This window comes from Exiguobacterium chiriqhucha RW-2 (assembly GCF_000416965.1).
GTDB classification, from domain to species: Bacteria; Bacillota; Bacilli; order Exiguobacteriales; family Exiguobacteriaceae; genus Exiguobacterium; species Exiguobacterium chiriqhucha.
The window spans coordinates 1-279 of the sequence record NZ_ATCL01000013.1 but is presented as its reverse complement, the minus strand read 5'-3'; the positions used below and the strand labels follow the sequence as shown (position 1 = coordinate 279).

At 53.8% G+C, this 279-nt stretch carries 3 tRNA genes; all 3 read left to right on the top strand.

Annotated features, from left to right (window positions below):
- The first annotated feature begins 3 nt into the window (after window positions 1-3).
- The 3 genes from M467_RS19645 (at window position 4) to M467_RS19635 (ending at window position 278) form a co-directional block, all read left to right on the top strand.
- A tRNA-Asn gene (locus M467_RS19645) sits at window positions 4-78 on the top strand.
- Window positions 79-87: 9 nt separating this feature from the next.
- Window positions 88-179, top strand: a tRNA-Ser gene (locus tag M467_RS19640).
- 27 nt (window positions 180-206) lie between these two features.
- Window positions 207-278, top strand: a tRNA-Glu gene (locus M467_RS19635).
- The last annotated feature ends 1 nt before the right edge of the window (window position 279 follow it).

Below are 279 nucleotides of genomic sequence, written 5' to 3'. Positions count from 1 at the left end.
CGTTCCGCAATAGCTCAGTGGTAGAGCAACCGGCTGTTAACCGGTAGGTCGTAGGTTCAAATCCTACTTGCGGAGCCATTTTATTTTGGAGACGTACCCAAGAGGCTATAAGGGGCTCCCCTGCTAAGGGAGTAGGCTGGGAAACCGGTGCGAGGGTTCGAATCCCTCCGTCTCCGCCACTTAATTTTTAGAAAACACATACATCTGGCCCGTTGGTCAAGCGGTTAAGACACCGCCCTTTCACGGCGGTAACACGGGTTCGAATCCCGTACGGGTCAC